Source organism: Caulobacter vibrioides (assembly GCF_002858865.1).
Classification (GTDB): Bacteria; Pseudomonadota; Alphaproteobacteria; order Caulobacterales; family Caulobacteraceae; genus Caulobacter; species Caulobacter vibrioides.
The window spans coordinates 541,348-567,243 of record NZ_PJRR01000019.1 but is presented as its reverse complement, the minus strand read 5'-3'; the positions used below and the strand labels follow the sequence as shown (position 1 = coordinate 567,243).

Annotated in this window: 24 protein-coding genes and 2 pseudogenes; 16 read left to right on the top strand and 10 right to left on the bottom strand. The window is 66.8% G+C overall.

Annotated elements, in window-relative coordinates; all coding sequences use genetic code 11:
- Positions 1-15: 15 nt before the first annotated feature.
- Positions 16-1,323 carry a D-alanyl-D-alanine carboxypeptidase gene (locus CVUC_RS17010; RefSeq protein ID WP_096033546.1) on the bottom strand — a complete coding sequence of 436 codons (1,308 nt, stop codon included), beginning with the start codon at positions 1,321-1,323 and terminating at the stop codon, positions 16-18.
- Positions 1,324-1,619: 296 nt separating this feature from the next.
- On the opposite strand from CVUC_RS17010, the gene CVUC_RS17005 reads away from it, so the two are divergent.
- The 4 genes from CVUC_RS17005 to CVUC_RS16985 all read left to right on the top strand — a co-directional run bounded on the left by CVUC_RS17005 (position 1,620) and on the right by CVUC_RS16985 (position 4,638).
- Positions 1,620-2,054, top strand: a complete 435-nt coding sequence (locus CVUC_RS17005; protein WP_012640421.1) for a phasin family protein — start codon at positions 1,620-1,622, stop codon at positions 2,052-2,054.
- A gap of 174 nt (positions 2,055-2,228) precedes the next feature.
- The gene (locus tag CVUC_RS16995) at positions 2,229-2,696 is read left to right on the top strand and encodes a RidA family protein (RefSeq protein ID WP_096033545.1); all 468 of its coding nucleotides are present in this window, start codon (positions 2,229-2,231) and stop codon (positions 2,694-2,696) included.
- Positions 2,696-3,469: a glycerophosphodiester phosphodiesterase gene (locus CVUC_RS16990; protein WP_096033544.1), complete on the top strand. Its 774-nt coding sequence runs from the start codon at positions 2,696-2,698 to the stop codon at positions 3,467-3,469. Before CVUC_RS16995 ends, CVUC_RS16990 begins: the two co-directional genes overlap by 1 nt.
- The gene (locus tag CVUC_RS16985) at positions 3,466-4,638 is read left to right on the top strand and encodes a GNAT family N-acetyltransferase (RefSeq protein WP_164468142.1); all 1,173 of its coding nucleotides are present in this window, start codon (positions 3,466-3,468) and stop codon (positions 4,636-4,638) included. The genes CVUC_RS16990 and CVUC_RS16985 overlap by 4 nt, the downstream gene beginning before the upstream one ends.
- Positions 4,639-4,645: 7 nt before the next feature.
- On the opposite strand, the gene CVUC_RS16980 is transcribed toward CVUC_RS16985, so the two are convergent.
- The 4 genes from CVUC_RS16980 to CVUC_RS16965 all read right to left on the bottom strand — a co-directional run bounded on the left by CVUC_RS16980 (position 4,646) and on the right by CVUC_RS16965 (position 9,538).
- Positions 4,646-4,852 (bottom strand): hypothetical protein, encoded by a 207-nt coding sequence (locus CVUC_RS16980; protein WP_010920016.1) that lies wholly within the window; start codon positions 4,850-4,852, stop codon positions 4,646-4,648.
- A gap of 137 nt (positions 4,853-4,989) precedes the next feature.
- Positions 4,990-7,206 (bottom strand): S9 family peptidase, encoded by a 2,217-nt coding sequence (locus tag CVUC_RS16975; RefSeq protein ID WP_101685851.1) that lies wholly within the window; start codon positions 7,204-7,206, stop codon positions 4,990-4,992.
- Positions 7,207-7,273: 67 nt separating this feature from the next.
- The gene (locus tag CVUC_RS16970) at positions 7,274-8,179 is read right to left on the bottom strand and encodes a polysaccharide deacetylase family protein (RefSeq protein WP_096033542.1); all 906 of its coding nucleotides are present in this window, start codon (positions 8,177-8,179) and stop codon (positions 7,274-7,276) included.
- 3 nt (positions 8,180-8,182) lie between these two features.
- Positions 8,183-9,538, bottom strand: coding sequence for an SGNH/GDSL hydrolase family protein (locus CVUC_RS16965; RefSeq protein ID WP_164468141.1), 1,356 nt, complete (start codon positions 9,536-9,538; stop codon positions 8,183-8,185).
- Positions 9,539-9,722: 184 nt separating this feature from the next.
- Between CVUC_RS16965 and CVUC_RS16960 the strand changes: the two genes are divergently transcribed.
- Positions 9,723-10,058, top strand: coding sequence for an EF-hand domain-containing protein (locus tag CVUC_RS16960; RefSeq protein WP_164468140.1), 336 nt, complete (start codon positions 9,723-9,725; stop codon positions 10,056-10,058).
- Positions 10,059-10,063: 5 nt separating this feature from the next.
- Here CVUC_RS16960 and lepB read toward each other — a convergent pair whose 3' ends face one another.
- Together lepB and CVUC_RS16950 are read right to left on the bottom strand one after the other, a co-directional pair.
- Positions 10,064-10,831 carry a signal peptidase I gene (gene lepB / locus CVUC_RS16955; protein WP_096033539.1) on the bottom strand — a complete coding sequence of 256 codons (768 nt, stop codon included), beginning with the start codon at positions 10,829-10,831 and terminating at the stop codon, positions 10,064-10,066.
- Between the two features lie 158 nt (positions 10,832-10,989).
- Complete coding sequence (locus tag CVUC_RS16950) at positions 10,990-13,302, bottom strand: TonB-dependent receptor (RefSeq protein ID WP_164468139.1); 2,313 nt, start codon at positions 13,300-13,302, stop codon at positions 10,990-10,992.
- A gap of 238 nt (positions 13,303-13,540) precedes the next feature.
- Between CVUC_RS16950 and ettA the strand changes: the two genes are divergently transcribed.
- Positions 13,541-15,208: an energy-dependent translational throttle protein EttA gene (gene ettA / locus CVUC_RS16945; RefSeq protein ID WP_096033537.1), complete on the top strand. Its 1,668-nt coding sequence runs from the start codon at positions 13,541-13,543 to the stop codon at positions 15,206-15,208.
- Positions 15,209-15,349: 141 nt separating this feature from the next.
- Positions 15,350-16,309, top strand: coding sequence for a 2-hydroxyacid dehydrogenase (locus CVUC_RS16940; RefSeq protein WP_096033536.1), 960 nt, complete (start codon positions 15,350-15,352; stop codon positions 16,307-16,309).
- On the opposite strand, the pseudogene CVUC_RS20580 reads toward CVUC_RS16940, so the two are convergent.
- Both CVUC_RS20580 and CVUC_RS20575 read right to left on the bottom strand, forming a co-directional pair.
- Positions 16,306-16,565 (bottom strand): annotated as a pseudogene (locus CVUC_RS20580) (hypothetical protein); the annotation flags it as partial. The gene CVUC_RS16940 and the pseudogene CVUC_RS20580 sit on opposite strands and share 4 nt — an antisense overlap.
- Positions 16,564-16,848, bottom strand: a pseudogene (locus tag CVUC_RS20575) (carboxymuconolactone decarboxylase family protein); the annotation flags it as partial. The pseudogenes CVUC_RS20580 and CVUC_RS20575, both read right to left, overlap by 2 nt.
- A gap of 85 nt (positions 16,849-16,933) precedes the next feature.
- Between CVUC_RS20575 and CVUC_RS19945 the strand changes: the two are divergent.
- Positions 16,934-17,263 carry a winged helix-turn-helix transcriptional regulator gene (locus CVUC_RS19945; RefSeq protein ID WP_233279783.1) on the top strand — a complete coding sequence of 110 codons (330 nt, stop codon included), beginning with the start codon at positions 16,934-16,936 and terminating at the stop codon, positions 17,261-17,263.
- Here the strand turns inward: CVUC_RS19945 and CVUC_RS16925 are convergent.
- Positions 17,224-17,658, bottom strand: coding sequence for a nuclear transport factor 2 family protein (locus CVUC_RS16925; RefSeq protein WP_096033533.1), 435 nt, complete (start codon positions 17,656-17,658; stop codon positions 17,224-17,226). The two genes, CVUC_RS19945 and CVUC_RS16925, sit on opposite strands and share 40 nt — an antisense overlap.
- 72 nt (positions 17,659-17,730) lie before the next feature.
- Here CVUC_RS16925 and CVUC_RS16920 point away from each other — a divergent pair, with 72 nt between their 5' ends.
- Genes CVUC_RS16920 through metH form a run of 8 tightly spaced genes read left to right on the top strand, consistent with a single transcriptional unit; the run spans position 17,731 to position 25,790 of the window.
- Entirely contained in the window at positions 17,731-18,603 is an 873-nt protein-coding gene (locus tag CVUC_RS16920; protein WP_096033532.1) for a LysR family transcriptional regulator, read from the top strand.
- 31 nt (positions 18,604-18,634) lie between these two features.
- Positions 18,635-19,012 (top strand): VOC family protein, encoded by a 378-nt coding sequence (locus tag CVUC_RS16915; protein WP_096033531.1) that lies wholly within the window; start codon positions 18,635-18,637, stop codon positions 19,010-19,012.
- Positions 19,013-19,055: 43 nt separating this feature from the next.
- On the top strand, positions 19,056-20,033 hold the full coding sequence (locus CVUC_RS16910) for an ArsR/SmtB family transcription factor (protein ID WP_096033530.1): 978 nt from the start codon (positions 19,056-19,058) through the stop codon (positions 20,031-20,033).
- Complete coding sequence (metF, locus tag CVUC_RS16905; protein WP_096033529.1) at positions 20,030-20,974, top strand: methylenetetrahydrofolate reductase [NAD(P)H]; 945 nt, start codon at positions 20,030-20,032, stop codon at positions 20,972-20,974. Before CVUC_RS16910 ends, metF begins: the two co-directional genes overlap by 4 nt.
- Positions 20,971-21,840 carry a subclass B3 metallo-beta-lactamase CAU-1 gene (locus CVUC_RS16900; protein WP_063859390.1) on the top strand — a complete coding sequence of 290 codons (870 nt, stop codon included), beginning with the start codon at positions 20,971-20,973 and terminating at the stop codon, positions 21,838-21,840. Before metF ends, CVUC_RS16900 begins: the two co-directional genes overlap by 4 nt.
- Positions 21,837-22,913, top strand: coding sequence for a homocysteine S-methyltransferase family protein (locus CVUC_RS16895; RefSeq protein ID WP_096033528.1), 1,077 nt, complete (start codon positions 21,837-21,839; stop codon positions 22,911-22,913). The genes CVUC_RS16900 and CVUC_RS16895 overlap by 4 nt, the downstream gene beginning before the upstream one ends.
- Complete coding sequence (locus CVUC_RS16890; protein WP_096033527.1) at positions 22,913-23,101, top strand: hypothetical protein; 189 nt, start codon at positions 22,913-22,915, stop codon at positions 23,099-23,101. Before CVUC_RS16895 ends, CVUC_RS16890 begins: the two co-directional genes overlap by 1 nt.
- Positions 23,091-25,790, top strand: a complete 2,700-nt coding sequence (gene metH, locus CVUC_RS16885) for a methionine synthase (RefSeq protein WP_096033526.1) — start codon at positions 23,091-23,093, stop codon at positions 25,788-25,790. The genes CVUC_RS16890 and metH overlap by 11 nt, the downstream gene beginning before the upstream one ends.
- Positions 25,791-25,896 lie beyond the last annotated feature (106 nt).

Sequence of the window (25,896 nt, the reverse complement as noted above, 5' to 3'; positions counted from 1 at the left end):
GGCGGTGGGTTTCGCCTACGGCTTCAGCACAATGCAGGGCATGCGCTTGGCCTTCAGGGCCGAGCAGGCCTCGCGGGCGGCTTCGTTGGTCATGCCTTGGAACTGCGCCCGGAACATGCCGCCAGCACCCTCAACGGCGCCCTCGGCGTCGCTGACCAGCTTGGTGATCCGGCCGCGCACCAGCTTCAACTGTTCGTTGGCCAGTGACTTGGAGCGGAAGGCGCCGACCTGCACGCCCCATTCGCCCTTCGGCTTCTTCACCGCCTTGACCGGCGTCGCCGCCTGGGCGCCGCGCAGGGTGGGGGAGACCTTCACGGGCGCGGAACGGGGGTTTTCGGTCAGGACGATGCTGAGGCCGGCCTGGTCGCCGTCGCCTTGCTCGGCCGACGGACGCTCGATCGGGCCCGAGGGCTCGTCCTCATAGATGTTGGCCGCGATGGTGGTGCGCTCACCGCGCGACCGGCGCTTGATCACGTCAAAGCCGGTCAGCAGTAGGTCTTCCATGTTGTTGTCGCGCCAGGCGGTCGAGGGGCCGCCCAGAACCACGGCGATCAGGCGACGACCGTCGCGCACGGCCGAGCCGGCGAGGTTGAAGCCCGAGGCGTTGGTGTAGCCGGTCTTCAGGCCGTCGAACCCTTCCATGCTGTCGAGCAGGCGGTTGTGGCCCTTGACGTAGTTGCCCCGGAAATAGAAGCCCTTCACCGAGAAGTAGCTGTAGTACTGCGGGAAGTCGCGCATCGTGGCGCGCGACAGGATGGCCAGGTCGCGGGCGGTCGAGATCTGCCGGCTGTCGGGCAGGCCCGAGGCGTTGACGAAGCGGGTGTTGCGCATGCCCAGCTCCTGGCCGCGCAGGGTCATCAGGGCGGCGAAGCGCGACTCGCTGCCGGCCAGCCGCTCGGCCACAGCGGTGGCGACGTCATTGGCCGACTTGACCGCCATCGCCTTGATCGCCTCGTCGACGGTCATGCTCTCGCCCGGACGCAGGCCGATCTTGGTCGGCGCCTGCGCCGCCGCACGAGGCGACATCACGATCTGATCGGTGAGCTTCAGGCGGCCTTCGCTGAGCGCCTCGAAGGTCAGGTAGAGGGTCATGACCTTGGTGATCGAGGCGGGATAGCGCGGGCTGTCACCGCGCTTGTCGTAGAGGACCTCGCCCGAATTGGCGTCGATCACGATGGCCGCGTACTTCGGCTCTGATGCGTTCAGTTGCAGATAAGGGACGGCGGCCGAGGCGGCGGATGGCGCGAGCGTACCGGCAAGACACGTCAGGGCCAGACCAGCGGCGGCGAGCAACGAGCGGGCGGAGGTAAGCCTGGCGAACATGAAGCGACGTCCGTCATTTGAACTGGAAGCGGTTCCGCACCGCCACACGCGTAGAGCCTACCATGATGGATGCGGTGTTTCGCCAAAGTAAACAACTGGTGAGCGATCTTGCCGCAGACGCGGAAAAATGAGGCGGCCGGCGCCGATGGCGCAGCTTGCCTCTAGGTTATGGTGCGCTGCACAAAATTCTTGACTGCTGCACTGCAACATGGCAAACCGGCGTTGTTCCAAGCGCAGAGGGGCGAGTTGCAGCTCGACCTTCCGCCCCGCCTCCTTTCCTCCCCAGGAGACTCCCCATGGCCGCGGCCGAAAACCTGAAGACCACCGTCGAGCAGTTCACCACCGCGTCGAACCAAGCGTTCAAGGACGGCGTCGAAAAGTCGCTGGCCGCGCTGGCCGAAGCCAACACCCATTCGAAGAAGAACCTGGAAGCCGTCGTGGCTTCGGTGACCGCCGCCACCAAGGGCGCTGAAGCCCTGGGCGCCGAAACCTTCGCCTACTCCAAGAAGCTGGCCGAAGACCAAGTCGCCGCCGCCAAGTCGCTGGCCGCCGCCAAGAGCGTGCAGGAAGCCGTCGAGCTGCAGACCGCCTGGGCCAAGTCGGCCCTGGAAGCCTACATCGCTCAGGTCAGCAAGGCCTCGGAGATCGTCTCGGCCTCGATCAAGGACTCGGTGAAGCCGCTGAACGAACGCGTCAGCGCCGCCGTCGAAAAGTTCCAGGCCGCCCGCTAAGGCCTGCTCCAGGCGCGCTCACCGCCGCGTCTGTGACATCAGAACTTGAAGGCCCGGATCGCAAGGTCCGGGCCTTTTCTGTTTGGGCGCTTTGCGCTGCAAGGCCCGTGCGGCTTAGACCTTTTGCCGACCGATCCGTCGCGGTAAGCATGCCTCCAGAAATCTGAGTGGAGCGTGTGCATGTCGACCGTCGAGGACCGCCTGAAGGCCATGGGCGTGGAGCTGCCGCAGCCGGTGGCGCCGGTGGCCAACTATGTGCCGTTCGTACGCTCCGGAAATCTGGTCCACATCTCGGGCCAGATCTCGATCGCCGCGGATGGCGGCATCAAGGGCACGGTCGGGGTCGATGTCGATCTTGAGACCGCCCAGAAGGCCGCGCGCCTGTGCGGCGTCAACCTGCTGGCCCAGATGAAAGCCGCCTGCGACGGCGACCTTGAGCGTGTGGTCCGAGTCGTGAAACTGGGCGGCTTCGTCCAGGCCGGACCCGACTTCATCGACATTCCCAAGGTCATCAACGGCTGCTCGGACCTGATGGTCGAGGCCCTGGGCGACAAGGGGCGTCACGCCCGCTCGGCGGTCGGGGTCTACAAGCTGCCTCTCGGCTTCGCGGTCGAGGTCGACGCGGTGGTGGAGATCATCTGATGCGCGCGCGCGAACGCCCTCCGGTCGAAACCTTCGGAGCGGCGTGGGACGCGCTCTTTGATCGACCGATCGCCCATCGCGGCCTCTGGAGCCGTGATGGCGCGCCGGAGAACTCGCTGGGCGCCTTTCAGGCCGCCTGCGCGCACGATTACGGCATCGAGCTGGACGTCCAACTGACGGCCGATGGCGACGCGGTCGTCTTCCACGACGAGCGGCTGGAGCGGATGACCGGTGTCGAAGGCCGGGTGCGCGATCACACCGCCGCCGAGCTGGGCGCCCTGGCGCTGAAGGGCACGGACGAGACCATCCCGACCCTCGCCGAAGCCCTGACCGTGATCGGCCATCGGGCCATGGTGCATATCGAGCTGAAGACCCCGTTCGGCGAGGTCGGACCGCTGGAGAAACGGGTCTCGGAGATCCTGATCGACCATAACGGTCCGACGGCGATTATCGGGTTCAATCCCTATTCCCACGCCTGGTTCGCCGACCACCATCCGCAGATCCTTCGGGGCCTGGACAGCTACGGCTGGAACGACGAGGGCGCGCGGCACGTGGCGCCGGAGATGCGCAAATCGATGGCCGCCCTGGAGCATGTCGAGATCGCGCGACCTGACTTCCTGGCCCTGGGCCTGGACATGCTGCCCAGCCCCAAGGCCGATGTCCTGCGCGCCAAGGGCATGCCTGTCATCGCCTGGACGGTGCGCACACCCGAACAGTGGGCGGCGATCGAGGCCCATTGCGACAACCTGATCTTCGAGGGCTTCCACGCGTGACCGCCGGTCCCATGGGGGTCCAGTCTGCTGTCCGCGTCCACCGTGCGATCAGCGAGATCGGTCAGGACGCCTGGGACGCCTGCGCCGCATCCACCGGCGACCCGTTCGTCTCCTACGACTTTTTGTCGATCCTGGAGGAGAGCGGCTGCGTCGCGGCGCGGACCGGCTGGGCGCCGCAGCATCTGACTGTGCTGGATGAGGCCGATCAGGTCGCCGGCGTCATGCCGCTCTATCTGAAATCCCACAGCCAGGGCGAATACGTCTTCGACCATTCCTGGGCCGACGCCTATGAGCGGGCGGGGGGGCGCTATTACCCCAAGCTCCAATGCTCATCGCCGTTCTCGCCGGTCACCGGCTCGCGGCTGATCGTGCGGCCTGACATTGACGCTGCTGAGGGGCGGTCGGCGTTACTGGGCGGCGCCCTGACCCTGTGCGAGCGCATGGGCGCCTCGTCGCTGCACGTGACCTTTCCGGTCGAGGATCAGTGGCGCTGGATGGGCGAGCGCGGGATGCTGCTGCGCCAGGACCAACAGTACCACTGGGAGAACCGCGGCTACGAAACCTTCGACGATTTCCTCGGCGCCCTGTCAGCGAACCGCCGCAAGACCATCCGCCGCGAGCGCCGCGACGCCCAGGAGGGGCTGGAGATCGTCGCGCTGACGGGCGCGGACCTGACCGAGGATCACTGGGACGCGTTTTTCGCGTTCTACATGGACACCGGCGGGCGCAAGTGGGGACGGCCCTATCTGAACCGCCCGTTCTTCTCGCTGCTAGGCCAGCGCATGGCCGACAAGGTGCTGCTGATCCTGGCGCGGCGGCCGGGCGGGCCTTTCATCGCCGGAGCGCTGAACCTTCTGGGCCGCGATTGCCTGTATGGTCGCCACTGGGGCTGCGTCGAGGACGTGCCGTTCCTGCATTTCGAGTTGTGCTACTATCAGGCCATCGAGCATGCGATCCGCCTGGGGCTGCCGCGTGTCGAGGCCGGCGCGCAGGGGCAGCACAAGATCGCCCGTGGCTACCTGCCGAGTGCGGTCTATTCCGCGCACTGGATCGCCGATCCGATGCTGCGCGAGCCGGTGGCGCGCTATCTGGAGCGCGAGCGCGCGGCGGTGGAGAGCGACATGGAGATGCTCACCGAGGAATACTCGCCGTTCCGCGAGGAGCGCTGACCTCGCCCTAGTGAAGCGTGCGCGCGGCGCCCAGCCAGCTGTCGAGCGCCCGGGCTTCCACGCGGTCCTGCTCCTCCTGCAGGCTCATTTCCTCAAGGAGGATAGCGGCCAGCAGCCACTCTTCGAGATCCTCGACCGTAGCGCGGCCGTCCTCGATCGCTTCCTTGACGGTGTCGAGCAGCCATTCGACGGCGACATCGGGAGACTTGGTCATGACGCGTGTTTCCTGAACCAGTGTCTCAACCTTACGCTGCCGCCGCGCCCGAGGCCCTGCGACATAAGGTCGGGGCCCGCGGACGTGTTGTCGCAGGGCGACCCGCGCTCCGTTGCGGCGCGCGGGTCATCGCAGGCTCAGCGCCCCTTCAGTTTGCGATCGAAGAAGTCCAGGTGGGTCTTCAGCACGCTGAGGCCCTTGGTTTTGCTACCGGGTGCGCTGTGACGTTCGCCAGGATACATGGCCATCTCGAATAGGATCGCCTTGCGTTGCAGGGCGGCCATCAGTCGGGTGCTATTCTCGAAGATCACATTGTCATCGGCCATGCCATGCAGCAGCAGCAGGCTGCCCGGCGCCAGCTTGTCGATTCGGTTGTTGATGTCCGAATAGGCGTAGCCGGCCTTGTTCTCGTCGGGCTTGCCCATGTAGCGCTCGGTGTAGGCCGTATCGTACAGGCTCCACTCGGTCGGCGGCGCGCCGGCGGCGCCGGCCTTAAACGGGGTGTTCTCGGCGGTCAGCAGCATCAGGGCCATGAAGCCGCCATAGGACCAGCCCATCACGCCCAGCTTGTCGGCGTCGACATAGGGCTGGCTGGCCAGGAACTTGGCGCCCAGCAATTGGTCCTCGACCTCGACGGTGCCGAGCTTGCGGTCCAGGGCGCGCATGAACTTGGCCGAGCGGTTGCCACTGCCGCGATTGTCCAGCTTGAAGATCACATAGCCGGCCTCGAGATAGGTGCGCTCCGACGGGCTATGCCAGTTCTTCATAACGCGCTGGGCGTGCGGGCCGCCATAGACCGAGACGATGGCCGGGTACTTCTTGGCCGGATCGAAGCCGATGGGCTTGAGGATCTCATAGTGCAGCGTTTCGCCGTCCGCAGCCTTCAGCGCGCCGAACTCGGGCTGGGGCAGATTGGCGGCGTAGGGCCAGTAGGGATGTCCCTCGGCCAGCTTGTTCTCCTCGATCCAGCGCACGCGCTTGCCGTCGGCCGAATAGAGGGCGGTCTGGGACGGGGTCTTGGGATCGCTGTAGGTGCCGGCGAAGGCGCCGCCGTTGTCGGCGACCTTTGCGGCCCACCAGCCGCCGGCCGAGGTCAGGGCCTTGGGCTTGCCCGGCTTGGCGTAGCTCACCTCGTACAGGCGACGCTCGATCGGCGTATCGATCGAGGCCGAGAAGATGGCGACCTTGCGGGCCTCGTCGACACCCTCCAGGCCGATGACCGGCCAGTCGCCCTTGGTGATCTGGGCGATCAGCTTGCCGTCGGCGGCGTAGCGATAGAGATGCTGGTTGCCGTCCTTCTCCGAGCCCCACAGGAACGTGCCGTCCGTCAGCGGGCGGAAGTCGTTGCTGACCTCGATGAAGTGCGGATCGGTGTCGGTCAGGATGGTTTTGCCCGCGCCGGTGGCGGCGTCGAAGGCCAGCAGGTCGAGCGTCTTCTGGTCGCGCGACAGGCGCTGGACATAGACGGTCTTGCCGTCGGCTGACCAGGCCACGCGCGCGACATAGATGTCCTTGTTGGCGCCGAGGTCGAGGGCCGTGACCTTGCCGGAAGCCAGGTCGCGCACGAACAGATCCACCACGGCGTTGGGGCGACCGGCGCGCGGATAGCGCTGGTTGACCACGGTGGCCCCGCCCGGACCGATGTCGGCGCGCGGCACGATGTCGACGCCGCTTTCGTCGACGCGGGTGTAGACGATGCGGCTCTCGTCCGGGCTCCACCAGTAGCCGGTGAAGCGGTCGAGCTCCTCCTGGACGATGAACTCGGCGATGCCGAAGGACAGCGCGTCCTTGCCGTCGGTGGTCAGCGCCGTCTCGGCGCCGCCTGCGACGGGCTTGATGTACAGGTTCTGGTCGCGGACATAAGAGACGTAGCCACCCTTGGGCGAGACCTTAGCGTCGACCTCGTCGCCCGGGGTTTCGGTCAGTCGGGTGATCTTCCCGTCGGCGACGGCGTCTAGATAGAGGTCGCCGTCCAGCGGGACCAGGATGAAGCGACCCTGGCGGTCCCAGCTGTACTCGACGATGCCGCGGGCCGAGACGCGGGCGCGCTCACGGCGGGCCTTCTCGGCTTCCGACAGCTCCTTGTCGCCCGAGGACAGCGCGGCGCTGTCGATCAGGCGATAGGGCTCGCCGCCCTTCACGTCGGCCGCCCACAAGTCCTGGATGTTGGCCGCCTCGGGCTTGCCCTTCAGATAGGTCACGCGCTTGCCGGCGGGCGACAGCGCGACGCCCCGCGCGGTGGGGCCGCTCAGGCTAGGATCGGCGAAAACACGTTCAGGGGTGAGTTTCTGCGCCAGGGCGGGCGTCGAGAGGGCGAGAACGGCCGCGAGCGCCGTGAGCGAGGGCTTTTTCATGGCGCGGGACGCTAAGCGGGCGCGCCGCGCTTGTCAGCAGTGAAGTTGTTTCCGACTTGCAACGCACTCAGCGACAGAGGGTCTCCAGCGGCGCCAGGTCCACCGGGTTGGGCGGAACGGGCAAACCCTTGGCCCGCAAGGCGCCGTCCAAGGTGGTCGGCTGCGGCGGCAGGCCAGGCTCGATGTCGGTCTTGTAGAAGGGGTGCTTCTGAGCTTCCGCCAGGGTGGTGAAGCCAAAGCCCTTGTCCTGATAGAGCTTGAACAGGCGAGGGGCCATGCGCGCGTCGAAGGCCCCGCCGTGCATCAACAGCACGTAGGGGATGTCCTTGCCAAACAAGGCGTGGCTCATCGCCCGCGCGCGATCAGCGTCTGCGGCGGCTCCCGCCAGGAAGCGTCGTTCCAGCTCGGCGATCGCGGCCTGGTCCCCCTTGGCCATGCAGCGGGCGTAGGGCTCGTTATAGGCGTAGTCGCCAAAGCCCATCGTGACGCTGGCGATCTTGTAGTGGTTGGCCGCCAGCCACGCGCGAACCGCAAGCCGCTTCTGCGCCGTATCGCCCTCGGACAGGAACGGATAGCGCAGCCAGCGCCAGTCTTCCGGACCCATCAGCGCCTTCAGCGCGGGCTCGTTGCGCTCGATTTCGGCGATGAACTGCTCAGGCGTCAGGCTGGCCAGGTTCTGGTGCGACCAGGTGTGGTTGCCTAGCGGCTGACCGGCGTCGCGCCACATCGTCAGCACCGGCGCCGAGTCGGGTTCGCGCTCGTTCTGCACCGCGTTGATGAAGCCGAAGGCGGGCGCTCCAGCTTCGGCGGACGCCTTCAACAGGTCGGCGGCCACCTGAACACGGGTGACGCCGGGCGGCAGGGCGCTGTGGGCGGGCAGGTCGTCCCAAGTGACAGCGATGACGGGTTTGTCAGCCGCATAGGCGGCGCCCGACAGCGCCAGGGCGAGGACAGCAGAGAACAGGATGCGCATGGACTAGCGGCTCTCGAACAGGCTTAGCGGAATGGCGTTGGCCATCGCCTTGTAGCCCGCCATGTTGGGATGCAGGCCGTCATTGTCGTAGGCCGGTAGCAGGTGGGTCGGGCGCACCGGGTCTCGCAGGGCCGCGTCCCAGTCGATCACGGCGTCGAAATTGCCAGGTGCGCGGATCCAGGCGTTGACCGCCTGCCGCGCGGCTTCGGCCTCGGCGGGCGGATGGTAGTAGGCCGAGCCGGAATACGGGAGGATCGTCGCGCCGATGGCCTTGATCCCCCTGGCGCGCGCCTTGGCGACCATGCCGGCGAAGGCGCCGATCAGGTCCTGGGCCATGCGGGCGTTGGTCGGCGCGTCTTGCGCCGTTTCGCGGTTGAGGGCGCCGAGGTCGTTGACGCCTTCCAGGATGATCAGGTGGCTGACGCCCGACTGGGAGAGCACATCACGATCGAAGCGGGACACGCCGCTGGGGCCCAGACCGTCGGCCAGCACGCGGTTGCCGCCGATCCCAAGGTTCAGGACGGCGATGTTCTTGCCCTTCAGCCGTTCGATCAGGCCATCGGTCCAGCGCAGATTGGTGTTGGGCTGGACGCCGTAGCCGTCGGTGATGCTGTCACCGAACGCGACAATGGCCGAGGCCTTCTCCGACTGGACGTCGATACTGGCGATCTGGAACCAGCGATCGGCGGTCTTGGCGCCGGGCAGATCGGCGGCGGCGGTGTGGTCGCCGGTCAGAATGTAGGACGTCGCGCGCGAGCCAGGGTGCCCGGTCTGGACGCTGGGCGCTGAGGGATAGTGCAGGCTGATGGCCAGATGGGCGAGGGGCTCGACCTTCAGCTTGACCGGGTCCGACCAGAGCTCGCCGCCGGCGGGGAGGGTCACGCGTGTCGCGCCGGCGAAGGTCAGCGCCCGGTCGGTAGCCGGATCGATGCGGGCTGTATCCGGAGCCGCCGAGACCGCGATATGGGCGGCGGTGATGGTCAGCGGCTGGGTTCCAAACAGGTTGGAGAGCTTGACCCGCAGCCTGTCGCCGCCGATCGACAGCCGGACCACCTGTCGCAGGGTGGCGTTCGAATAGTCCTCCGGCGCGAGGCTGTTCTGGGCGTTGGGCGCGAGTTGAGCGCTGGCCCAGGCGCCGACCCAGCGCTGGCTTTGCGCCTGAACGGGCAGGGCCAGAAGCAGGGCCAAGCTGGCGGCGGCCCATGCGGACCGCGCGAACCTTCTCATGTGCGTTTTCTCCCGCCCGTCGCTTATTCTTGCGTTAGCGGTAACATTTCTAGGTCGTTCGCCAAGAGGCGTAAAGCGGCGATCGGAAGGGTTTGCTGCTGGGGTGGTGCTGCGACCGCTCGTCGCGGCCACTAGGAATCGCTTGCAACTGGCCCCGTGTTAGCGCTATCAATCGCGGGTGAGGCGCCGAGCGCCTCTGCCCTTCCTGGGCGTTTCCTCCCTATGACTTTGTAGCCCGGTCTTTATGGCCGGGCTTTCTTTTTGCGCGATCGGCGATCTGGGGCTTAGACTGCGCCTGAAAGTTCGGAGACCCGCCGTGACCATTGGCAAGCCGTCCAAGAAGACCGAGACCCTGGAAATCCGCCTGCCGCCGGAGACCAAGGCCGCGTTCATGGCCCGCTGCCAGGCCACTCGCCGCACGGCAAGCCAAGCGCTTCGCGGCTTCATCGAGCAAGATCTGGTGACGCCGAAACCATCGCCGCGCCGTCGGAGCCTGGCCTGGCATGCGCTGGCTGCGGCGGTCGCGGGTCTGGCTGTCGGCGCCGTCGCAGCGCCGTCGCTCGCTCGCACCGCGACCTCGGACGCGACCTTCGAGCGTCTGGACGTCAATCACGACGGCGTCCTCAGCATTGAAGAGTTCCGCGCCCGCTAGGCGCTCTAGCGGATCGGGCGCGCGAAGCGGTCCCACTGAAAGTTCAGCCAGGTCCAGGGCTTGTAGAGCGCCGCACCCGGCTTCCAGGAGGCGAGCACGAAGCTGGCCTCGCCGATGATGTGGTCGGCCGGCAGGAAGCCGACGCCGACCTCACCGGGCCAGCGGCTATCGAGCGAGTTATCGCGATTGTCGCCCATCATGAAGTACTGGCCGGCCGGCACGACATAGGTCTCGGTGTCGTCGCCCGGCTGATCCGCGCCGCCGTCGTAGGTGACGTAGCCGCGCCCATCGGCCTGCCGCTCGCGCACTTGTAGGACCGTACGGTCGGGCGCGTCGTGATCCTGGGTCAGACCCAGCGGCGTCTGCTGTATCGGCACTTCGTTGACGTACACCTGGCCGCCCGCCAAGCGGACTCTGTCGCCCGGAAGGCCGATCACCCGCTTGATCCAGGTCTGGCTCGGATCACGCGGGAGACGGAACACCACAACGTCGCCGCGTTCGGCGCCCTTGCCCAGCAGGCGACCGTCGGGCAGCGGAGGATTGAAGGGCAGGGACGCCCGGCTCCAGCCATAGGCGAACTTTGAAACGATGATGTAGTCGCCGATCACCAGTCCCGGCTCCATCGAGGACGATGGGATGGTGAAGGGCTGAAAAATCACGATGCGCAAGGTCATCGCGATGGCGAGCCCCGCTCCGGCGATCCGAAGCGTTTCGAGGAACTCCTGGCGCAGCGTGTTCGGCGCGGGGACGGCGGGGGAGGATGTCTGGGTCATGGCGCCAGTCAGCCCAGGCAACTTGTCTTTCGCCAGCAAGACCGTGTCGGGACAGCCGGATATCGTGTCCGGACAAGCTTGGAGCGGCTCGTTCGACGCAAAAAGAAAGGGCCGGACGACGCGCGTCCGGCCCGAAGTTCGAGGGGTGATAGAAGGGTTTAGAAGGACTTCTTGATCGACAGGTAGACCTGACGCGGCGGGGCGGTCAGGACGGTCTGGGCCGTGCCGGTCGGGTCGCTGTTGACCAGGCCGCCCGAACCGATCGTCGAGATGTAGTCTTCGTCGGTCAGGTTGGTGACGTTGATCTGGATCTGCGTGCCCTTGGCCCAGCCTTCGCCTTCGAAGCGGTAGCCGAGGGTCAGGTCCGCAACCGTGGTCGACGGCGCCAGACCGCCGATGTTCTCGTAGGTGTAGTAGCGCTCGCCGGTGTAGGCGACGCCGAGCTTGGCGAAGAAGCCGGCTTGGTCGAACGCGATCTCGCCCTTGAAGATATTCTTGGGCGTGTTGACCACGGTCTTGCCCTTGGTGCGAGCGCGGACCGTGCCGTCTTGGGCGACGACGTCGTTCTCGTACTGGGAGTCGTTATAGGTGTAGGCGCCGTACAGGCTCCAGGCGTCAGACAGGCGATAGGTGCCGGCCAGTTCGACGCCCTTGGTCTCGACCGAACCGACGTTCGACAGCACCGGAGCGTTGCCCTGGATCGACGAACCCTGGGCCACCGCGAGCAGACGGTTGTCGAAGGTCACATGATAGACCGCCGCGACGCCCTGGAAGCGCTCGGTGCGATACCGGCCGCCCAGTTCGAAGGTCTTGGAGCTTTCCGGATCCAGCGTCTGGGTGATGTAGTCGACGCGCGCCTGGTTCTGCGACGCGAACGGACCCGAGGTGGCCGCCGAGACGTAGGCGCCCATGTTTTCGGTGTAGCCGCCGAAAACTTCGAAGTCCGGCGTGGCTTTGTAAACAAAGCCGACCTGCGGCAGGAAGTTGTCCTTGCTCTCGATGGTGCCCGCCAGCGGGTTGCCGACGATGGTCTTTACGGTGTTCTCGACCTTGATCGCCTTGAAGCCGAAGTTGACCTTAAGGGCGTCGCTGAGCGTCCACTCGTCCTCGATGTGACCGGTCGTGGTCTTGGTTTCGAACGCGTACTGCCACTGGGTGAAGAACGGGTTTTCCTGGAAGTCCAGCGGGTTGCGCGACGGCGCGGCGGCCGTTTCGGCGTAGAAGCGACGGGCCTGGTTGAAGTTGTTCACTTCGTGCCAGAAGCCGCCCCTCAGGCGGTGGGCGCCGATGTCGACAGTCAAGCCGGCGGTCAGGCCACCACGATCGATGTCATACTCGGTGGTGCGGATCGACAGCGGGGCGGCGGTCGAGCCGGCCGTGCCGAAACCGGGGCTGGCCAGGTACGGCGTGTACCACAGGCCCTGGCCTTCGTTCTTGTGCTGGTAGGCGGTGGCGTCCAGCGTGACGCGGTCGGTGATGTCGAGGTTCAGCTTGGCGCCGTACAGGTCGTCATCACGCACGCCGGCGCCGGCGTAATAGGCGTCGTCAACGGTAGCGAACGGCGCGGGGAGGGCGGTTCCCGTTTGATAGGCGCGGGCAGCGGCGACCGCGAGGCCCCAGTTCGGCTGGGTGTTATCCCAGTCGCGGCCCAGGCGCTTGATCATGTCGAACGACAGGTCCTGGTAGTCCTGCTCACGACGCTCGGAGCGGTGATAGAAGCCGGTCAGGTCGCCGCGCTCGCCCAGCGGCATCACCAGCTTGGCGTCGTACTGGCGCTGCTTCTGCTCGCCGCCGCCCTTCCACTTGTCGCTCTTCTGGTCGGCGACCGAAACGTAGCCGCGCAGGCCGCCGAGCTGCTTGATGGCGCCGGTGTCGAAGCGACCGAACAGGCGGTGCATGTTGTCCGAGCCGGCGGTGGCGTTGAGCTCGCCGCCCATCGCTTCGGACGGATCGCGCGAGAAGAACTGCAGCGTGCCGCCCAGGTTCGAGGTCGAGGCGACGCCCAGGGCGCCGGCGCCTTGGGCCAGTTCGACGCGGCCGATGTTCTCGCTGGCGATGGCGCGGCTGATGTGCAGGCCGTTGTGGTTGCCGTAGCTCATGTCGCCCAGCGGCACGCCGTCCAGGGTGAAGCCCAGCTGGTTCTGGTTGAAGCCGCGGATCGAGATGCGGGTCGACCACTCGTAGGAGCCGAAGGCGTCCGCCGATTGGAAGGTGACGCCGGGCAGCATGTCGATCGCCTTCAGCGCGCTGGTGCCGGCGGCCTGCAGGCCGATCGCCTCGTTGGACAGCGTCTGCACCTGGCGGCTTTGGCCTTGCCCGATAATGACGACAGCGTCGACGACCGAGTTATCGGCCGGCGCGGCGTTGGTGGCGATCGGCGCGGCGTCGGCGGTCGTGTCCGCAGCGAAGGCCGGCGCGGCGACGATCAGGAGCGCGCTCGCGGCGGCGCCCAGCAGCAGATGGTTCTTCATGGAGGCATCCCCTTTGTCCCGACGTTGAGACACGTCGGCTAGGGGCTCGGCTAACAGCGCATGACGACGCCAAGGCGAAGCTTCGGTGTCGGGTTTCCGACACTCGTGCGAACGATTGGTGACAGCGCCCGGTCTTGATCCCACGCCGTAGGTCCGGGGGCGATTGCGCGAAGGCCTTCTGACCGCTATTTCAGCGCCCAATCCCCGAAACTTTCGACCCAGCGAGATCGCGAGCCTCATGGCGCAGCAATACATTTTCCAGATGCAGGGCCTGACCAAGGCCTATCCCGGCGGCAAGAAGGTCTTCGAGAACATCTGGCTGTCGTTCTACTCCGACGCCAAGATCGGCGTGGTCGGCGTCAACGGCTCGGGTAAGTCGACCCTGCTGAAGGTGATGGCCGGCCTCGACAAGGAGTTCTCCGGCGAGGCCAAGGCCGCAGACGGCATCAAGCGCGGCTATCTCCCGCAGGAGCCGGTGCTGGACCCGACCCTGGACGTCTGGGGCAATGTCATCGCCGACTGCGAAGACAAGCAGATCTTCGACCGCTACAACGCTTTGGCGGCCCAGCTCGGCGAGGAATACACCGACGAGCTGATGGAGGAGATGACCAAGCTGCAGGAGGTCATCGACGCCCGCGACCTGTGGGACATCGACTCCAAGGTCGAGATGGCCATCGACGCCCTGCGCTGCCCGCCCAACGACGCCAATATCGAAAGCCTGTCGGGCGGTGAGAAGCGCCGCATCGCGCTGGCGCGCCTGCTGCTCAGCAAGCCCGACATGCTGCTGCTCGACGAACCGACCAACCACCTGGACGCCGAGTCGGTGGCCTGGCTGCAGCACCACCTGGAAGAGTTCCCGGGCTGCGTGATCCTGGTCACCCACGACCGCTACTTCCTGGATCAGGTCACCAAGTGGACGCTGGAACTCGACCGCGGCAAGGGCGTGCCCTACGAGGGCAACTACTCCGGCTGGCTGGAACAGAAGCAAAAGCGCGTCGTCCAGGAGCAGTCGGAATCCGAAGCTCGCCAGCGCGCGCTCACCCGCGAACTGGAATGGGTGCGCAGCTCGCCCAAGGCCCGTCAGTCCAAGTCGAAGGCCCGTCTGGCCAGCTACGAGGAAATGGTCGCCGCGCAGGAGAACGCCCGCGCGGCCCAGACCCAGGCCCACATCCAGATCCCGCCCGGCCCGCGCCTGGGCAACCTGGTGCTCGAGGTCAACGGCCTGGAGAAGGAGTACGGCGACAAGGTGCTGTTCAAGGACCTGTCGTTCCGCCTGCCGCCGAACGGCATCGTCGGCGTCATCGGCCCGAACGGCGCCGGTAAGTCGACGCTGTTCAAGCTGATCACCGGCCGCGAGCAGCCCGACGGCGGCACGGTCAAGGTCGGCGAGACCGTCAAGCTCTCGTATGTGGACCAGTCGCGCGACGCTCTCGACCCGAACAAGACCATCTGGGAAGAGATCAGCGGCGGCACCGACGTGATGATCGTCGGTAAGCGCGAGATCAACAGCCGCGCTTACGTGGGCAGCTTCAACTTCAAGGGCGGCGACCAGCAGAAGAAGGTCGGCCTGCTGTCGGGCGGTGAGCGCAACCGCGTCCACCTGGCCAAGACCCTGGCCACCGGCGGCAACTTGCTGCTGCTCGACGAACCGACCAACGATCTGGACATCGAAACCTTGCAGGCCCTGGAAGAGGCGCTGGAAGAGTTCGCCGGCTGCGCCGTGGTCATCAGCCACGATCGCTGGTTCCTGGACCGCCTGGCGACCCACATCCTGGCCTTCGAGGGCGACAGTCACGTCGAATGGTTCGAAGGCAACTTCGAGATGTACGAAGAAGACAAGAAGCGCCGCCTGGGCGCCGACAGCCTGATCCCCAAGCGCATCAAGTTCCAGAAGTTCGCGCGCTAAGCGGGCTTCGAGTTGCTTGCACTAAAGTCGAAGGGGTGACGGACAACCGTCGCCCCTTTTCGTTTTCTAACCCCGCGTCAACCTGCGTAGCCTGCGTCGTGATACGCGTGTGGGCCCACCGCCCAGCGTTGGAGGACACCTATGCCCCAGACCGCCGCCGAGAAACCGCATATCCTGCTGTCGCACGAAATGCTGATGCCGCTGCAGCCGCTGCTGGAGGGCGCCTATATCGTGCATCGGCTGTGGGACTATCCGGACCGGATGGCGTTCTTGGAAGGTCCTGGTCAAAGCATCCGGGCCATCGTCCATGCGGGTGAAATGGCCTTGAGCCGTGACATGCTGGCCGAGATGCCGCGCCTGGGGCTGATCGCCTGCGTCAGCGTCGGCTATGATGGCGTCGATGTTCCCTGGTGCAAGGCGCACGGGATCGCGGTGACCCACTCCACCGGCCTGAACGCCGCCGACGTCGCCGACCACGCTGTCGGTCTGGTTCTGGCGGCCTGGCGCGGCATCGTCGAGGGCGACCAGCGCCTGCGCGGCGGTCACTGGTCGCACGCCGAGCGCATGGCCCCGCGACCCGGTCTGCGCGGTCGCAAGGCCGGGATCGTCGGTCTGGGCCACATCGGCGAGGCGGTTGCGGCGCGCCTCAAAGCGTTCGATATGAAGGTCGCCTGGTGGGCGCCGCGCCCCAAAGAGGCCGACTATCCCCGCGCTGAAAGCCTGATGGCCCTGGCGCGAGACAGCGACGTCCTGATTGTCTGCGCCCGGCCGGACGATTCCAACCGCCACCTCATCAACAAGCCGGTGATCGAGGCGGTTGGCGCTCAGGGGCTGATCGTCAATGTCGCACGCGGGTCACTAATCGACGAGGACGCGCTGATCCAGGCCTTGCGAGCCGGAACCTTGGGCATGGCGGCGCTCGATGTGTTCGAGCAGGAGCCGACCCCCGCGGCCCGATGGGCCGATGTCCCCCGCACCGTGCTCACGCCACACACAGCCGGCGCCACCCTGGACAGCCTTCCGGCCATGGTCAGCCTGACGCTGGAGAACCTGCGCCGGTACTTCCATGGCGAACCGCTGGCGACGCCGGTGGCGGCCTAGGTCGGAAATGGCGTCGCGAACGGTTCCGGCTCCAGGCGAAGGCCGTTCGCCAGCAGGCTGACGGTCCGGTAGAAGCCCGCCAGCATCATCAACTCGATGCGCGCCGCCTCGCTGAAAGCCTCGCCCAGGCGCGCCCAGAGAGCGTCGTCGAGGTCAGCGCGGGCGTTCACCGCGTCGCAGAAGGCGATCAGCAGGGCCTCGTGCGGTGTCCAGCAAGCCGCGATCCCGGGGGCGACGGTCGCGGCGAGGCGCTCGGCGTCCAGCCCCGCCGCCGGCGCGAAGATCGCCGCGTGGACGCCCCACTCGTAGCCGCAGCCGTTGAGCGCGCAGATGCGGTGGATGACGATCTCGCGATCCGTCAGCGACAGGTGGCCGGGGTCTAGCAAGCCCCCGCCGGTGAAGCGGGCGAACAGCCGCTCGTCGCGGGCCAGCGTGCGGAACAGGGCTAGCGGCTCATCGCCCGGCGTTTTCAACTGCCTGAGGGTTCTGGCGACGGCGGGCGGGTAGGGCGCTCGTGCTGGATCGATCCTGGGCGACATCTGAAATCCTCCATGCTACAAAATTTGTATCATGCTGGATCGCGATGACGCTACAAAAACTGAAGCGCCACTTCCGGGGCGCGCCGTGCGTGGTTCTGAGACTGGCAAGCCGATCATGGCCGCGCTGGATCTGCTGGGCCGCCGAGGGGCGCTCCGGATCGTCTGGGAACTGCGCGAGGGCCGAGTTCTGACCTTCCGCGCCTTGCAGGCCGGCGCTGAGCTGCCGCCTGGCACGCTGAATGCGCGATTGGCCGAGCTACGCGCCGCCGACATCGTGGTCGCCGACGGGGGCTATGGTCTGAGCGTGCGGGGAGGCGAGCTGATCGCCGCCCTTTGGCCCCTGATGGCTTGGTCTGAGGCCTGGGCCGCCGCCCTTCAAGCGCTCCCGCGCGAGGCCGACACGGCGTCGTCGTAAGAGCCCAGCGCCCGGACGCATAGGTCGGTGTCGCAGTACTCAACGATCTCGGCGATCTTCCCTTCGCGGAAGCGGAACACGAAGCAGTAGTCGTTGTCGTAGCGCTGGCCGGTCTTGGTCAGCACCTTGCCGCGCACCTCGGCCACGACCCGGTCGTCCTCGGCGACCAGGGTGACGGCGCTGGCCGTGTAGGTGTCTGCGAACAGGCTGAACAGTGGCGCCAGCAGGTCACGGCGTATGGCCTCTTGGCCCTCGAAGCGGCGTGACCAGTCCGAGCTTCCGGCTAGGCGCCAGACATAGTTGGGGTGGACGCTGTCGCCGAACACACTCCGGTCGCCCGTCTCCAGGGCGGCGTAGACGCGGCGGATGGTTTCCTTGTTTTCCTGAGCGCTCATGCGGATCTCCTTTGGACGTCAGGATACGATCCGCTAGGTTCATGCGTGAAATGCATAGCCTGGATATATACGATGCGTGATCCGCATATTCTGCGCGGCAAGCTCGACCTGCTGGTCGCCGCCGACGTCATCCTGGAGTGCGAGAATCTGACCCTGGCGGGCGAACGGCTGGGCCTGTCGCAGCCCGCGGTCAGTCGGACGCTGGGACGGTTGCGCGAGGCGTTCGACGACCCCCTGCTGGTCCGGGTGGCCGGACGGATGCGGACGACCCCGCGTGCGGAGGCCCTGCGCGCACCTTTGGCGGCGCTGCTGCGCCAGGCTCAGGATCTCTATGCTCAGGCCAGCTTCGACCCGGCGACCGCGACCCGCGTGTTCCGGGCGGTGATCCCGGACGTGGTGGCGGCGGTGATCCTGCCCGACCTGCTGGCCCGGCTGGCCATGGCCGCGCCGGGCTGCCGGCTGGAGCTCTCGCCTTGGCGCCCCCAGTCCGAGCAACCTCGGGACCTCGACTTGGTCATCACCACCGAGGTCGAGGCCTTTCCCAATTACCGCATGACGCCCCTCTATCAGGACCATGACGTCCTGGCCTTTTCGGGCGAGGCGCCTAGCGGAGACCTTCTTGACCTGAAGCACGTGGCGGTGATCGGGGCCGGAGCCGCGCGCGATCCCGTCGACCGCTGGCTGGCCGAGCAGGGGCGCGCAAGACGCATCGCCGTCGTCGTGCCCCACTACCTTCTGGCCCTACAGCTGGTCGTGCGAGGCGACCATGTAGCGGTGCTGCCTTCGCGGATGGTCGGCGCTCTGGGCGCCCCGCTCGGCGTGCGTTGCGTCGAGCTGCCTACGCCGCAGGAGCCCGACCAGCAGTGGATCATGCACCCGCCGCAGCTGGACGCGGACGCGGGGAACGTCTGGCTGCGGGAGCAGGTGCTGTCGATCGTCTGCTGAGCTATAGTGCCGGAGGGGAAGGGGGCGTGACATGGCCAAGGTGCTGGGACTGGGTGGCGTCTTCTACATGGCCGAGGATCCCAAGGCTGTCCGCGACTGGTACGCGCGGGTGCTGGGCTTTGAGATCCATGACTGGGGCGGGGCGATGTTCGAGCATCCCAGGTCAACCTCGACGACCTGGTCGCCCTTCGCCGCCGACACCCAATACTTCGCGCCGTCGACCGCGCCGTTCATGATCAATTTCATAGTCGATGATATGGATGGGATCCTGGCCAAGGCGGCCGCCGAGGGCGTCGAGCCCGTGGGGCGTCAAGACGAAGACGGCATGGGCCGGTTCGCCTGGCTCATGGACCCCGCCGGGGTGAAGATTGAGCTTTGGGAGCCCCTGAAAGGCGACTCTGAGGCATAAGTTTCTCTTGCCAAATCGGACATAAAGATATCTTTATGTCCTCATGAGATTGAGCGCCGAACAGGTTGTCGAGGTGCTGCGCGCGGCCGGTGAGTCGACGCGCCTGCGGCTTTTGGCGTTGCTGGCGGCCGAGGAGCTGTCGGTTCTGGAGCTGTGCCGGATCCTCGATCAGAGTCAGCCGCGCGTGTCGCGTCACCTGAAGCTTCTGGCCGAGGCCGGTCTCGTGGAGCGCTTCCCGGACGGCGCCTGGGTGTTCTATCGCCTGGCCGCCAAGTCGCCGGGCCGTCTGCTGGTCGAGCAGGCGCTGGACCTGATCGACGAGGGCGACGAGACCGTCCAGTCGGACGCCGACAAGCTGGCCGCCGTGCGGGCTGAGCGCTCGACTGACGCCCAAGCCTATTTCGCCCGCAACGCCGCGCGCTGGAACGAGATCCGCTCGCTCTATGTCGACGAGGCCGAGGTCGAGGCGGCGATCCTTCGCGCCACCGGCGAAGGTCCGTTCGACGAGATGGTCGACCTGGGCGCCGGCGCGGGGCGCATGCTGACCCTGCTGGGCAAGCGCGCCGCCAACGCGCTGGGTCTGGATCTGTCGCAACAGATGCTGAACATCGCCCGCGACGAGGTTTCCAAGGCCGGTCTCACCGCCTGCGAGCTGCGGCACGGTGACATCTTCCGCACCGGCTTGCCGGGCGGCTGCGCCGATCTCGTCACCGTGCACCAGGTGCTGCATTATCTGACCGATCCCGCCACGGCGGTGGCCGAGGCCGCGCGTCTGGTGACGCCGGGTGGTCTGCTGCTGATCGCCGATTTCGCGCCGCATGATCACGAGTTCCTGCGCGAGGTTCACCAACACCGTCGGCTGGGCTTTGACGACGCCGAGATCGTCGCCTGGCTGCAGGCGGCGGGTCTTGTCCTGGAAAGCAATATCGCCCTGCCGCCGGCGACGGCCGAGGGGCTGACCGTCAAGATCTGGACCGCACGCCGTCCCGGCAAGGCATCCCTCGAAAGGAGCGCCGCATGACCCTTCCGCCCACCCGCCGCGTGATCGGTCCCGTCGCACGAGCCGGCGAGCGGACCGGCCGTCCGCGCGTGTCGTTCGAGTTCTTCCCGCCCAAGACTCCGCAGATGGAAGAGAGCCTGTGGCAGGCGATCACACGCCTGGCGCCGCTGGATCCAGCGTTCGTGTCCGTGACCTACGGCGCGGGTGGCTCCACGCGCGAGCGCACGCACCGCACCGTCAAGCGCATCCTGGATGAGACCAGCCTCAAGCCGGCCGCGCACCTGACCTGCGTCGGGGCCAGCCGCGACGAGGTCGATGAGGTCATTCGCGAGTACTGGGAGACCGGGGTCCGTCACATCGTTTCGCTGCGGGGCGATCCGCCGCCCGGCGAGGGCGGCATCGGCGGGGTCTATGTGCCGCGCGCCGACGGCTACGCCAACGCCACGGAGCTGACCAAGGCCGTGCGCGCGATCGCGCCGTTCGAGGTGCTGGTCGGGGTCTATCCCGAGAAGCATCCCGAGAGCCCCTCGTTGGAGCACGACATCGACGTCTTGAAGCAGAAGGTCGACGCCGGCGCGACCCTAGGCATCAGCCAGTTCTTCTTCGACCTCGACGCGTTCCTGCGCTTCGTCGACAAGGTGCGCGCGGCGGGCATCACCATTCCGATCGTGCCGGGGATCATGCCGGTGACCAATTTCGCGGGCTTGAAGAAGATGGCCGCCGCCTGCCAGACGGCCATCCCGTCCTGGCTGGGCAACCTATTCGACGGCCTGGAAAACGATGCCGAGACCCGCCGCCTGATCGCCTGTTCGGTGGCCGCCGAGATGTGCGCCAAGCTGCAGGAACAGGGTTTCGAGGACTTCCACTTCTACACCCTGAACCGGGCCGATCTCGTTTACGCCATCTGCCGGGTGCTGGGCGTGCGCGAGGTCTCGCCCGCCGCGTCGGAGGTCGCCGCATGAAGCGCCTGATCCTGGCCGCCGCTGCGTCGCTGTTGGCTCTGGCCTCGGCGGCCCACGCCGACGACATGCCGGCCAACTGGACCAAGCCGACCAAGCCCTACCGTGTGGTCGGCAACATCTATTACGTCGGCACCGAGGGCATCTCGTCCTGGCTGATCACGTCGTCCGAGGGCCATGTGGTGCTGGACGGCGGGCCGAACGCCGAGACGGGCAAGCTGGTCGAGCGCAACATCACGGCGCTGGGCTTCCAGCTTGCGGACGTGAAGATCCTGATCAACACCCACGCCCACTACGATCACGCCGGCGGTCTGGCGCAGTTGAAGGCCGACACCGGCGCCAAGCTGTGGATCTCGCGCGACGACGCCCCGGCCATGGCGGCGGGCCACCACATCGGCGACAATATCTATGGCCCAACGCCGATGCCGGCCGCCAAGCCCGACAGGAGCTTCGGCGACCAGACCAAGCTGAAGCTGGGCGAGATCGCCATGGTCGCCCACCTGACGCCGGGCCACACCATTGGCTGCACCAGCTGGACCACGGCCGTGGTCGAGAAGGGGCGGCCGCTGACCGTCACCTTCCCGTGCTCGCTGTCGGTGGCAGGCAATGTGCTCGTGGGCAACAAGACCCACCGGACCATCGTCGCCGACTATCGCGCCAGCTTCGCCAAGCTGCGCGCCATTCCTACCGACGTGATGCTGCCCGCGCACGAAGAGCAGGGGAACCTGCTGGCCAAGCGCCAGAAGCAGCTGCGCGGTGATCCCAACGCCTTTGTCGACCCAGGCGAGCTTGCCCGGTTCGTCGACGCCTCCGAAGCCGCCTTCAACAAGGAGCTCGCGCGCCAGCAGGCGGCGGGGCCCAACCGATGACCGACCTTTCCATTCGTGCCAACCGCGTCGCCGCCCTGAAGGCCGCCGCCAAGGAGCGCATTCTCATTCTCGACGGCTCCTGGGGCGTGATGTTTCAGAAGAAGGGGCTGACCGAGGCCGACTACCGCGCCGAGCGCTTCGCCGCCTACAACGGCCAGATGAAGGGCAATAACGACATCCTGTGCCTGACGCGGCCCGATCTCGTGGCCGAGCTGCATGACGCCTATTTCAGCGCCGGCGCCGACATCTCCGAGACCAACACCTTCTCGGGCACCACGATCGCCCAGGCCGACTATCACCTGGGTGAGCAGGACGTCTGGGACATCAACCTGGAAGGCGCCAAGATCGGCCGCTCGGTGGCCGACCGCTGGAACGCGCAGAATCCCGACCGCCCGAAGTTCATCGCCGGCTCGATGGGGCCGCTGAACGTCATGCTGTCGATGTCGTCGGACGTGAACGATCCGGGCGCGCGCAAGGTGACCTTCGACCAGGTCTACGAGGCCTATCGCCAGCAGGTGGATGCGCTTTACCAGGGCGGGGTCGATCTCTTCCTGATCGAGACCATCACCGACACCCTGAACTGCAAGGCCGCGATCAAGGCGATCCTAGACTGGCGCGACGAGGGGCACGAGGAGCTGCCGATCTGGATCAGCGGCACCATCACCGATCGCTCGGGCCGCACTCTGTCGGGGCAGACGGCCGAGGCCTTCTGGAACAGCGTCAAGCACGCCAAGCCGTTCGCGGTGGGCTTCAACTGCGCCCTGGGCGCGGACTTGATGCGTCCGCACATCGCCGAGATGGCCCGTGTCGCCGACACCCTGGTTGCAGCCTATCCCAACGCCGGCCTGCCCAACGCCATGGGCCAGTACGACGAGGAGCCGCACGAGACCGGCCACGCCCTGCACGAATGGGCCAAGGACGGCCTCGTCAACATCCTGGGCGGCTGCTGCGGCACGACACCGGACCACATCCGTCACGTCGCCGACGAGGTGCGCGGCGTGACGCCGCGCCAGATCCCCGAGCGTCCCAAGGCCATGCGCCTGGCGGGGCTCGAACCGTTCGAGTTGGCTTAATGGCTATGGCCGCAAATTCCCTTCTCCCCTTGCGGGAGAAGGTGTCGCCGAAGGCGACGGATGAGGGGTCTCGCCGGCCCTTCAACCGCTGTCTCGCGGCGGCGACGTTCTTCAACCCCTCATCCGACCCGCTGCGCGGGCCACCTTCTCCCGCAAGGGGAGAAGGGATGACTGCTATTGGATCCTGAAATGCGCCCCGTCTTCGTCAACATCGGTGAGCGCACCAACGTCACCGGCTCGGCCAAGTTCAAGAAGCTGATCGTCGAGGGGAACTATCCCGAGGCCCTGTCGGTCGCGCGCCAGCAGGTCGAGGCCGGCGCCCAGGTCATCGACGTCAACATGGACGAGGGGCTGCTGGACAGCCAGCAGGCCATGGTCACCTTCCTGAACCTGATGGCCGCCGAGCCCGACATCGCCCGCGTGCCGGTGATGATCGACAGCTCCAAGTGGGAGGTGATCGAGGCGGGCCTGAAGTGCGTGCAGGGCAAGGCGATCGTCAACTCGATCAGCCTGAAGGAAGGCGAGGAAAAGTTCCTCGAACAGGCCACGCTCTGCCTGCGCTATGGCGCAGCGGTGGTGGTCATGGCCTTTGACGAGGTCGGCCAGGCCGACACCGAAAAGCGCAAGGTCGAGATCTGCGAGCGGGCCTACAACACGCTCGTGGACAAGGTCGGCTTCCCGCCCGAGGACATCATCTTCGATCCGAACATCTTCGCCGTGGCGACCGGGATCGAGGAGCACGACAACTACGCCGTCGACTTCATCGAGGCCACGCGCCGCATCAAGCAGATGCTGCCCTACGCGCGGGTGTCGGGCGGGGTGTCGAACGTCTCGTTCAGCTTCCGCGGCAACGAGCCCGTGCGCCGGGCGATCCACTCGGTGTTCCTGTATCACGCCATCAACGCCGGCATGGACATGGGCATCGTCAACGCCGGCGACCTGCCGGTCTATGACGACATCGATCCGGCCCTGCGCGAGGCCGTCGAGGACGTGATCCTCAACCGTCCGCAGCGCGACCCGGTGATGACCAACACCGAGCGCCTGGTCGAGATGGCGCCGCGCTACAAGGGCGAGAAGGGCCAGGCTCAGCAGGTCAATCTGGCCTGGCGCGAGGGCACGGTCGGCGAGCGGATCACCCACGCCCTGGTCAATGGCGTCACCGAGTTCATCGAGGCCGACACCGAAGAGGCTCGCCTGGCCGCCGAGCGCCCCTTGCACGTGATCGAAGGCCCGCTGATGGACGGCATGAACGTCGTCGGCGACCTGTTCGGCGCGGGCAAGATGTTCCTGCCCCAGGTGGTGAAGTCGGCCCGCGTGATGAAGCAGGCCGTCGCCTGGCTGATGCCGTTCATGGAGGCCGAGAAGGAAGGCCAGGAGCGCAAGGCCGCCGGCAAGGTGCTGATGGCCACCGTCAAGGGCGACGTCCACGACATCGGTAAGAACATCGTCGGCGTCGTGCTGCAGTGTAACAACTACGAGGTCGTGGACCTGGGTGTCATGGTGCCCGCCGACCGCATCCTGGACGAAGCCAAGAAGCACAAGGTCGACATGATCGGCCTGTCGGGCCTGATCACCCCCTCGCTGGACGAGATGGTGTTCGTGGCCGCCGAGATGGAGCGCCAGGGCTTTGATATCCCGCTGCTGATCGGCGGCGCCACCACCAGCCGCACCCACACCGCGGTGAAGATCGAGCCGGCCTATCGCCGGGGCCCCACGACCTATGTCGTCGACGCCAGCCGCGCGGTCGGCGTGGTCTCGGGCCTGCTGTCGGAAGGCGAGCGCGATCGGATCATCGCCGAGACCCGCGCCGAGTATGTGAAGGTCCGCGAGCAGTACGCGCGCGGCCAGACCACCAAGGCCCGCGCCTCGATCCAGGAGGCCCGCAAGCGCGCCTTCGCCATCGACTGGAAGGGCTATGCGCCTCCGAAACCCGCCTTCATCGGCACGCGGGTGTTCGAGCCGTCGCTGGCGGAGCTGGTCCCATTCATCGACTGGTCGCCGTTCTTCGCCAGCTGGGAGCTGATCGGCCGCTTCCCGCAGATCCTGGAGGACGACGTGGTCGGCCAGGCCGCCACCGACCTCTACCGCGACGCCCGCGCCATGCTGGACAAGGTGGTCGAGGAAAAGTGGTTCGGGGCCAAGGGCGTGATCGGCTTCTGGCCGGCCCAGGCCCAGGGCGACGACATCGTGCTCTACACCGACGAGACCCGCGTGGCCGAGGTCTCGCGCCTGCACACCCTGCGCCAGCAGATGGACAAGGGCGCCGACAAGAGCGGCGAGGCCAAGGCCAATGTCGCCCTCTCGGACTTCGTCGCGCCGATCGGGCAGGGGGCGGACTATGTCGGCGGCTTCGCCGTCACCGCCGGCCATGGCGAGGACGAGATCGTCAAGCGCTTCAAGGACGCCGGCGACGACTACAACGCCATCATGGCCTCGGCCCTGGCCGACCGCCTGGCCGAAGCCTTCGCCGAGTGGCTGCACTACAAGGCCCGTGTCGAGCTGTGGGGCTACGCCGCCGACGAGGACGCCGACGTCGAGCGCCTGATCGCCGAAAAGTACCAGGGCATCCGACCCGCCCCCGGCTATCCGGCCCAGCCCGACCACACCGAGAAGGGCACGCTGTTCAAGCTGCTCGACGCGGAAGCGGCCACCGGTCTGCAGCTGACCGAGAGCTACGCCATGACCCCTGGCGCGGCGGTCTCCGGCCTGTTCTTCAGCCATCCCCAGGCGCACTATTTCGGCGTCGGCAAGATCGACGCCGACCAGGTCGAGGACTACGCCCGCCGCAAGGGCTGGGATATGGAGACGGCCGAGCGCTGGCTGTCGCCGATCCTGAACTACGATCCGCTAGCGCGGGCGCGCGGGGCGGCGGCTTAGGGACAGAAAATCCTCCCCCCAGAGGGGGAGGTGGCGCCCCCAGGGGCCGGCTATAGGCCGGCCCGAGGATAAACTCCGCGCCGGAAGGGGAAGTGCTGGAGAGCCT